Genomic DNA, 7048 nt, shown 5'->3' on the forward strand with positions numbered 1-7048 from the left:
TCCGCCCGGTAGTCCGGTCAACGGTCCTCCTCGGCACCCACGAACTCTCCCGCCAAAACGCCACCCCCAGCAGATCCGACCCGTACGCCACCTCCTCATCTTCGCCAGCCTCGTCACCCTCGCCTGGACCGTTCCTCCTCGTGGCTTCAACTGTCGACATGCTCCAGACAGGCTCGGAAGCAGAGAGTTCGCCGCTTTAGCGTTGCGTGATTCTGCTTCTTTTATCAGCCATTGTTGGCAACCAAATTCTTGATGCCCTCTATGCGGGCGAAGTTTGGAAACGTGAAATCGGACTAGTGATCCGACCGGTCGCCATCTTGTTGATCAGGGAGGTGCGGGTCCGCCTCAAGCGCAGGATTGACCCCGTGATCGGATTCGGTCGAGGTGTCGGGCGCGGCCCCGTTCAGCCGGTTCTGGGCTATCCAGGCCAGAACATCGTGGATCGCTCTTGCCTGCACGAGGCCGAGACGCTTGCCCTGCTCACCGTCCAAGCAGTGGATCTCAAAGACCATGGTGGGCGGCTCGCGACGCTCGCCGCCTCGCCGGCTGCTCGGCGTCGAAGACGCGCCCACCGACTGATCGTCGTGGCCTGATCCCATGCGCGCACGCTATGTGCGTGCGTGGCGGGAGTCCGCTAGGGCGCCCGACCGCATCCGTGGTCTTCCGAGTGTCCCTCGGGACATCGATGGTTCCCGGGACTTCGGAGTCCACAGGTTCCACAACCCTCAGTCCACCGGGCCAGGGAGCCAGAAGACCGGCCCCGGTGCTCGAAATGGGCGCCCAAGCCTCGAATGCGACCGCCAGGCGGCCGACGACCCGCTGTCCGGTTATGCGAGTTTGGCGAGGTCGAGGGTGGTTTCGTGGCCGTCGGCGAAACGGACGATCATGTGGGCAGTGCCGCCGATGGCCGCCAGGTAGGCGTTGAGCGTCGACAACAGGAGGTCGTGCGGCTGTTCCATGCGGCTGATGACTGCCTGGGTGACACCCATGCGGCGAGCAAGCTCGACCTGGGTGAGTGTGGCAGCCTGGCGGAGCGCGGCCAAGCCCATCGCGTAGGTACGGTCGGCTTCGGCCATGCTCGCACGGACCTGGGCGACCTCGTCAGCGATGTCGGGCCGCTGGGCTAGCTGACGGATGCGATCGTTGCCGCGGAGGAACGTGACGTCGCCCTCGGTCGTCTCGTTGTCGGTCATGGGGTGTCTCCTTGCTGGCGTAGAACACGTCGCCGATCGTCTTCTTGTCGAACCCGATCAACGCGACCACGACGCGGTCGTCGGCGGGGAACCAGCAGATGATCCGGACCGCGACGTCCGGATCGAACGGGTGGGCGACGCGCCAGAGCTCGTGGCGGCGGGCTTGCCGTACCCGTTTGAAAGTCGGGGACTCCTCGAAAGGTCTGGCCAGGAGCTCAGTGAGCGCCTGCAGGAGCGCGACGGCGACGGCGAGGAGGGTGCCTCCCTGTTCTTCCGCGCGGGTCAGCCAGCGGTCGAACTCGTCGGTCCAGTCGACGATCACCATCCCGAGTATGAGCCCCGGTTAATACAACGCCAAGCTCATACCCCGCTGCGGGCCGAGACGGTGCCGACGATGCACTGAACCCCAGCAGCACCAGCGAGACCGCGCTACGACGACCACAGTCGACGGCCAGAGCGAGTCTCTGCAGGTCGACAGCGACAGCGCGATGCTGCCGCTCACCCCGCGACTTCATCGTCCCGCGCGGCCAACGACTCACAGGTCGACCAGCACCCTCGTATGGGACGAACCCGTGCAGGACGAGCCGTCCCATAACGGGACAGTGCAGGCACCCAACTTGCTAACCAAGAGCAATCAAATGATGACCTGCCGCCATCGGCGCTGGTCCGGAAGTATCTCGATCGGCTACCTTCAGCCACAAAACAGCTACGGAGCGTGCCCCCAACGGGGCTACGCGCAAACCCGTGCATGATCCCTACTTTAGGAGATATCATACCCGGCTCCTTGGGGGTGCTAACCCGTCGTGCCCCGGTCGTGGCGGCGACGGGGGACAGGATCGATGCGATGTGCGCGGTTTCGCGGGTGATGGTCTGGATCGTTGTGCCGGCGAGAGCGATCTGGCAGGCAGCGCGGTGCGTCCGGCGGTCGTAGCGGATCTGCAAGCGGAGGATCTCGAACAGTCTTCGGGAAAGATCGTCTGGAAGGCCGGTGAGATCGACCGGGGTGACGGGCAGCTGGTCGAGCAGGGCTGCGTTCGGCGCCTGGTCGATCTCGTCTTCGAGAGTCGTGAGCTGCTGCTGTAGTTTGTCGCGCTCGACTTGGAGCTTGGCGCGGCCTTCGTTGATGTCACGGATGAACTCCTCGTCGGGATCCTCGACGAGGGCGAAGTTCATCGCGAGCCGCTTGCGTTTGGTCTCCGCGTCGGCGATGCGGCGGCGGATCTCGGCTCGGCGCCGTTCACGTTCCTGCCGGCGCTCGTCGTCGACGATCTGGAGCTTCCGGCTGAGCAGATCCTGGCGGTACTGCCCGAACACCCGCTCGCTCAGAAACGTGGACAGCCCGTGCAGAAGGTCGTCCTCTCGTACCCAGATGCTGGTCGTGGGGTGGCCAGTCGGCTGGTAGTTCTTCTTGGGATAGCAGAGGTAGTAGACGGTGCCCCGCTGGTGCTTGCCCCACATCCGGCGCCCGCACAGCGAGCAGGACAGGAAGCTGCGCAGCGTGTAGGTGTGGGCGGCATCGGCGTGGCTGCTCTGGCCTGGAGCCGTCCGGGACCGTTCGCGGTGCTTGGCGATCTGCTGGGCCTGCACATAGGTCTCCAGGTTCACGAGAGCCTCGTGGACCTTTGTGGGGGACCAGACCCAATCCTCAACGGGGTTGATCCGATTTTTCCCCTTGCCCTTGCGGGCCCGGCGGTTCCACACCATGTGCCCGGTGTATTTCGGATTGGTGAGCACGTCCCGGACGTTGGAGTAGGTCCAGCGCCCGACGGCCCGAGTGATCTCGACGGGGGTGGGTGGCGGGTTGATGACGAGATCGAGGTTGAGCCTGTCTGCGATCGACTGATAGCCGAGACGTTCGGCGACGCGCATCGTGAAGATTTTCGTGACGACGGGGCCCTCGACCGGGTGCACGGCGAGCCGCATCTTCTTCTGCCCTCGGGCGCGCTTCGCCGGGACCGGGTGCGGGATGCGGTCCGGGACATACCCGTAGCAGGGCTTGCCGATGTTGTAGCCCTGCTCGGTGTGGACTTCGGTGCCGTCCCAGGACTTCTCGAGCATCTCGGTGACGTACCACTCGGCGACGCCCTGCTTGACGCGGCGGGTGAGCACCTGGGTCGCCGTCTTCGACCGGCGGCCACCCTGGCCCTGGCCGAGCCGGAGCGGCTCGTCGGCAGCGAGGAGCGGCACTCCTGCCTGCTCAAGCTGGTGTTCGATCTCGGTGGCGACGTAGGCGCGCCGGGAGATCCGGTCGATGGACTCACAGATCACCACATCGAAGCGCCGGTCGGGCCGCTTCGCCTCCTCCAAGAGGTCCGTGATGCCGCCGTCGCGGGGGATGGGGATCTGAAACATCTCGTGGGCGTTGCTCAGGCCGCGCTCGGCGAGCTCCCGGCGCCCGGACTCGATGTCGTAGAAGTGTGCGACGACGACCGCGTTCTCGGGCAGCACATCCTGGCACGTCCGCAGCTGACGAGGCAGCGACAGCGTCGGGTCCTGCTGGTCGTAGGTCGAGGTGCGGCCAGCCCAGGCCGCCCGGATCAGCCAGGAGGCTTCCTGTGTTCCTCCTGCGCCCGCGGTGTGCGGGCTGGCTACGCGGCGCGATTCCGCCCATTGTTGGATCGCTGCTGGTCTAGCCATTCCAACACATCCTTGATCACCTTTGCTTGTTCGTGGGCCAGCCGTTCGCCATCTGCCCCGTCGATGATGTGGACCTCGAAGTCCATCGACGGAGCGCCCGCCGTCTCCGGAAACTCGTCGCCGTGCTCAGGGGATCCCGCCGACTCCATCTGCGGATCCATCTCGTCTACCCGCCTAACGGCAAAGATCTGCCCAATCGTTGACCGGGGAAGTGGACACAAGCGAGAAGACCCGAAGCTGGATGGTGAGACCGGGGACGATCGACGAATTCTGCTTCTGCGGACCTTCTGTATCTCGGCATACCGCTATTACCATGCCAGGGCGCCGTCGGCAGTTATGACCGGTACCTGATATTGATCTAACAAGATTTCCCAGGTGTGCAGCTCATCCCGTTTACATAAGAGCCGGTCGAGGGAAGAGCAGATGATCGGATCGAAATCGCGGTCCTCGCGGCCGAGCGAAGCCGCGAGGTCGTCACGTCCACCGTCCCGGCGGGGCGGGCCTCCAACACCCGAAAAAGCCAGAACCATGATCTCGTCGACCGGCTCGGGCAGATCGTAGAAGAACCCGGTCAGAACGGCCTGCCCTTCGGCAGTCTCCTGGCATGCCTTGAACTGGCGGGCGAGCATGTGGATGCCGTTCACGCCACGGGCGTTGGTGCGGCCGTAGAATGCGGCTCGCACGCGTCCGTCATCCGGCCTGGCCAGCTGTGCCGGTGGTATGAGCCGAAACTGCCATGACAGTGCCTCGTCGCCGCTGCGGTAGAGAACACCGCCAGTGAGCACCGTTCGGCCTGGCCCAGAGCGATCGCTCATCGCTTCGCGCTCCCACTCTACTGTCGCGCCGATCGTGCAGTCTGCGATCACCGCGCGCAACGGCAGTCCAGCTACGCTGAAGCCGTTGGGCCCGGGCCTGGGAGCGTAACGCCGGCCAGTCGAAAGGAGAGGCCCCGGTCGGGGAATGCCGGCTAGGAGCCCCGTGCCTACCAGGTGGCGCGTCACCGCTGACCACCCTCCTTACGGGTATCAGCAGGACCAGGCGCGTTCCGGTGGGCCTCCGACGTTAAGATTCCGGAACGCTCCTCACACGGCTGTGCCGTTCCTCATCTCCTGCTGCTGGAGTGTGCGGAAGGCGCGCCGGAAGAATCTGTGGTAGGCGGGGTTGCGGTCGATACCGAGGTAGGTCCGGCCCAGCCGGTGGGCGGCGAGGCCGGTCGTGCCGGCGCCGCTGAAGGGGTCGAGGACGACGCCGCCGGGTGGGCAGCCGGCCGCGATGCACCGCAGGGGGATCTCGAGCGGGAAGGCCGGTGGATGTTCGGCCGGTGTGGGCCGGGTGGGGAGGGTCCAGACGTCGCCGGGGTTGCGTCCGCGGAGGGCTGTGGCCTGGTCGGGTGGCCAGGGGCTGCGGGGTGCGGAGGCTGCGTGCGGGCGGGTGCCGCCGCGGTGGGTCCGGCGGGCGAGGGTCCGGTCGCCGGTGTAGGGCTGGCGGATCGCGTCGATGTCGAAGTAGTACCGCGGCTGGCGGACCAGGAGGAACAACAGCTCGTGGTGGGTGGCGAGCCGGTCGGTGGCGGNGGGATGCGGTTTGTGCCAGATGATCGCGTTCCGCAGGATCCACCCGTCGGCCTGTAGGGCGAGGGCGACCCGCCATGGCATCCCGAGCAGGTTCTTGTGCGGTATGCCGGCGGGCGGCCGGTAGCGGGGCTGGTGGGGGTGGCCGGGTCGGGTGCGGTGGTAGCCGTCGGAGTTGGCCGCGTAGCTGTCGCCGAGGTTGAGCCAGACGGTGCCGGTCGGGACGAGCAGTCGACGGATCTCGGTGAACACGGTCCGTAGCCGGTCGAGGTAGGCGGTGGGGGTCGCTTCCCGCCCGTAGGCGTCGGCGACGGCTGGCGGCCGGTCGCCGCTGTCGGGGGTGTCGTAGCTGCGCAGGCGCCAGTAGGGCGGGGAGGTCACCACGCAGTCGACCGAGCCGGTCGGGAGTCGACCGAGGACGGTGAGGGCGTCGCCGAGATAGAGCCGTATCCCGGGCTCGGTGTGGTACGGCGACGTCCGCGCCGCGGGGCCGGAGGGGTGGTCGGGTGCTGATGGGCGGGCCGGGTCGGGCGCGGCGGCGTTCATGCGGCCCTCCGCTCGGTGGCGGCGTCTGCGGGGCGCAGGCCGAGGCGGGTCAGGCCGATGTCGTGGAACGCCGGGTTCAGGTCGATCCCGAGGTAGGTCCGGCCCAGCTGGCGGGCGGCGAGGCCGGTGGTGCCGGCGCCGGAGAACGGATCGAGCACGGCCCCGCCGGGGCGGCAGCCGGCGGCGATGCAGCGCAGCGGCAGGTCGACGGGGTAGGCGGCGTAGTGCGCCTGGCGGAGCGGCCGGGTGCTGATCGACCAGACGTCGCCGGGGTTGCGCCCGGCGGGGTGGGCGGCGGTGTGCTGCCGGCCGGTGGGTCGCATCGCCGCGCCGGGCGGGTCGCCGGGGAAGGCTGCGAGCTGCTGGTATTTACCGGTGCCGTAGACGCTGGCGCCGCGGCGGCGCCGGGTGGCGTCGATACCGCCGTGTCGGCCTTTGCGCGCGCCGCCGATGACGATGCCCTCGGCGAGGGCTTCTGGGCGGGCCAGCGGTTCGCGGATCGCGTCCAGGTCGAAGTAGTAGCGCGGCTGGCGGACCAGGAGGAACAGCAGTTCGTAGCGGGTGGACAGCCGGTCGCGGACCGATTCGGGCATGGCGTTGGGTTTGTGCCAGATGATGGCGTTGCGCAGGATCCAGCCGTCGGCTTGGAGGGCGAAGGCGACCCGCCACGGCATCCCGTGCAGGTTCTTGGCGGGCAGCGCCCCGATGCGGTCGACCCCGGCGGCGCGTACCGACTCCCGCCGCACGGCGGCGGCGTCCCGGCCGGCCAGGGTGCTGGTGCGCAGGGGATCGGTGGTGCGGCCGGGGCGGGCGGTGCTGTAGGAGTCGCCGAGGTTGAGCCAGACGGTGCCGGTCGGGGTCAGGACGCGGGCGAGTGCGGTGAAGACGCGGCGCAGGGTGGCGATGTAGGCGTCGGGGGTGGGTTCGTGGCCGTACTGCCGGTCCTCGACGGTTGCGCCGCAGCGCTGGCAGGTCGTGGTCGGTGGGCCGCCGTCGGTGCGGGTGATGGTGCAGGTGCGGGTGTGCCGGCAGCCGGGGTGGCCTCCGGTCCAGGTCCGGGTGTGGTAGTCGCGTAGGCCCCAGTAGGGCGGGGAGGTCACC

Annotated in this window: 8 protein-coding genes; 2 read left to right on the forward strand and 6 right to left on the reverse strand. The window is 67.8% G+C overall.

Features of this window, described 5'->3' with window-relative positions:
• Nucleotides 1–206: 206 nt before the first annotated feature.
• Nucleotides 207–593 (forward strand): hypothetical protein, encoded by a 387-nt coding sequence (locus FrCorBMG51_RS28835; RefSeq protein WP_157180662.1) that lies wholly within the window; start codon nt 207–209, stop codon nt 591–593.
• Between the two features lie 234 nt (nt 594–827).
• On the opposite strand, the gene FrCorBMG51_RS23975 is transcribed toward FrCorBMG51_RS28835, so the two are convergent.
• Entirely contained in the window at nt 828–1193 is a 366-nt protein-coding gene (locus tag FrCorBMG51_RS23975) for a helix-turn-helix domain-containing protein (protein ID WP_047225274.1), read from the reverse strand.
• On the opposite strand from FrCorBMG51_RS23975, the gene FrCorBMG51_RS25880 reads away from it, so the two are divergent.
• Nucleotides 1192–1596, forward strand: coding sequence for a hypothetical protein (locus FrCorBMG51_RS25880; RefSeq protein WP_157180663.1), 405 nt, complete (start codon nt 1192–1194; stop codon nt 1594–1596). The genes FrCorBMG51_RS23975 and FrCorBMG51_RS25880 overlap by 2 nt on opposite strands.
• A gap of 95 nt (nt 1597–1691) precedes the next feature.
• On the opposite strand, the gene FrCorBMG51_RS23985 is transcribed toward FrCorBMG51_RS25880, so the two are convergent.
• The 5 genes from FrCorBMG51_RS23985 to FrCorBMG51_RS24000 all read right to left on the reverse strand — a co-directional run.
• Complete coding sequence (locus FrCorBMG51_RS23985; protein WP_086055662.1) at nt 1692–3830, reverse strand: recombinase family protein; 2139 nt, start codon at nt 3828–3830, stop codon at nt 1692–1694.
• The gene (locus FrCorBMG51_RS28840) at nt 3782–3991 is read right to left on the reverse strand and encodes a hypothetical protein (protein ID WP_157180664.1); all 210 of its coding nucleotides are present in this window, start codon (nt 3989–3991) and stop codon (nt 3782–3784) included. Before FrCorBMG51_RS28840 ends, FrCorBMG51_RS23985 begins: the two co-directional genes overlap by 49 nt.
• A 147-nt stretch (nt 3992–4138) precedes the next feature.
• Entirely contained in the window at nt 4139–4705 is a 567-nt protein-coding gene (locus FrCorBMG51_RS23990) for a hypothetical protein (RefSeq protein WP_139342377.1), read from the reverse strand.
• 207 nt (nt 4706–4912) lie between these two features.
• Complete coding sequence (locus FrCorBMG51_RS23995; protein ID WP_052915003.1) at nt 4913–5947, reverse strand: DNA-methyltransferase; 1035 nt, start codon at nt 5945–5947, stop codon at nt 4913–4915.
• The coding region (locus tag FrCorBMG51_RS24000; RefSeq protein ID WP_086055663.1) for a DNA-methyltransferase at nt 5944–7048 on the reverse strand (1105 nt) is incomplete at its 5' end. The genes FrCorBMG51_RS24000 and FrCorBMG51_RS23995, both read right to left, overlap by 4 nt.

Origin of the sequence: Protofrankia coriariae (assembly GCF_001017755.1) — a bacterium.
Lineage (GTDB): Bacteria > Actinomycetota > Actinomycetes > Frankiales > Frankiaceae > Protofrankia > Protofrankia coriariae.

What these genes read in the sequence shown, in the direction of transcription:
- FrCorBMG51_RS28840 (WP_157180664.1), bottom strand. Translation starts at nt 3,991, where the DNA reads ATGGATCCGCAGATGGAGTCGGCGGGATCCCCTGAGCACGGCGACGAG.
- FrCorBMG51_RS25880 (WP_157180663.1), top strand. Translation starts at nt 1,192, where the DNA reads ATGGGGTGTCTCCTTGCTGGCGTAGAACACGTCGCCGATCGTCTTCTT.
- FrCorBMG51_RS23975 (WP_047225274.1), bottom strand. Translation starts at nt 1,193, where the DNA reads ATGACCGACAACGAGACGACCGAGGGCGACGTCACGTTCCTCCGCGGC.
- FrCorBMG51_RS23985 (WP_086055662.1), bottom strand. Translation starts at nt 3,830, where the DNA reads ATGGCTAGACCAGCAGCGATCCAACAATGGGCGGAATCGCGCCGCGTA.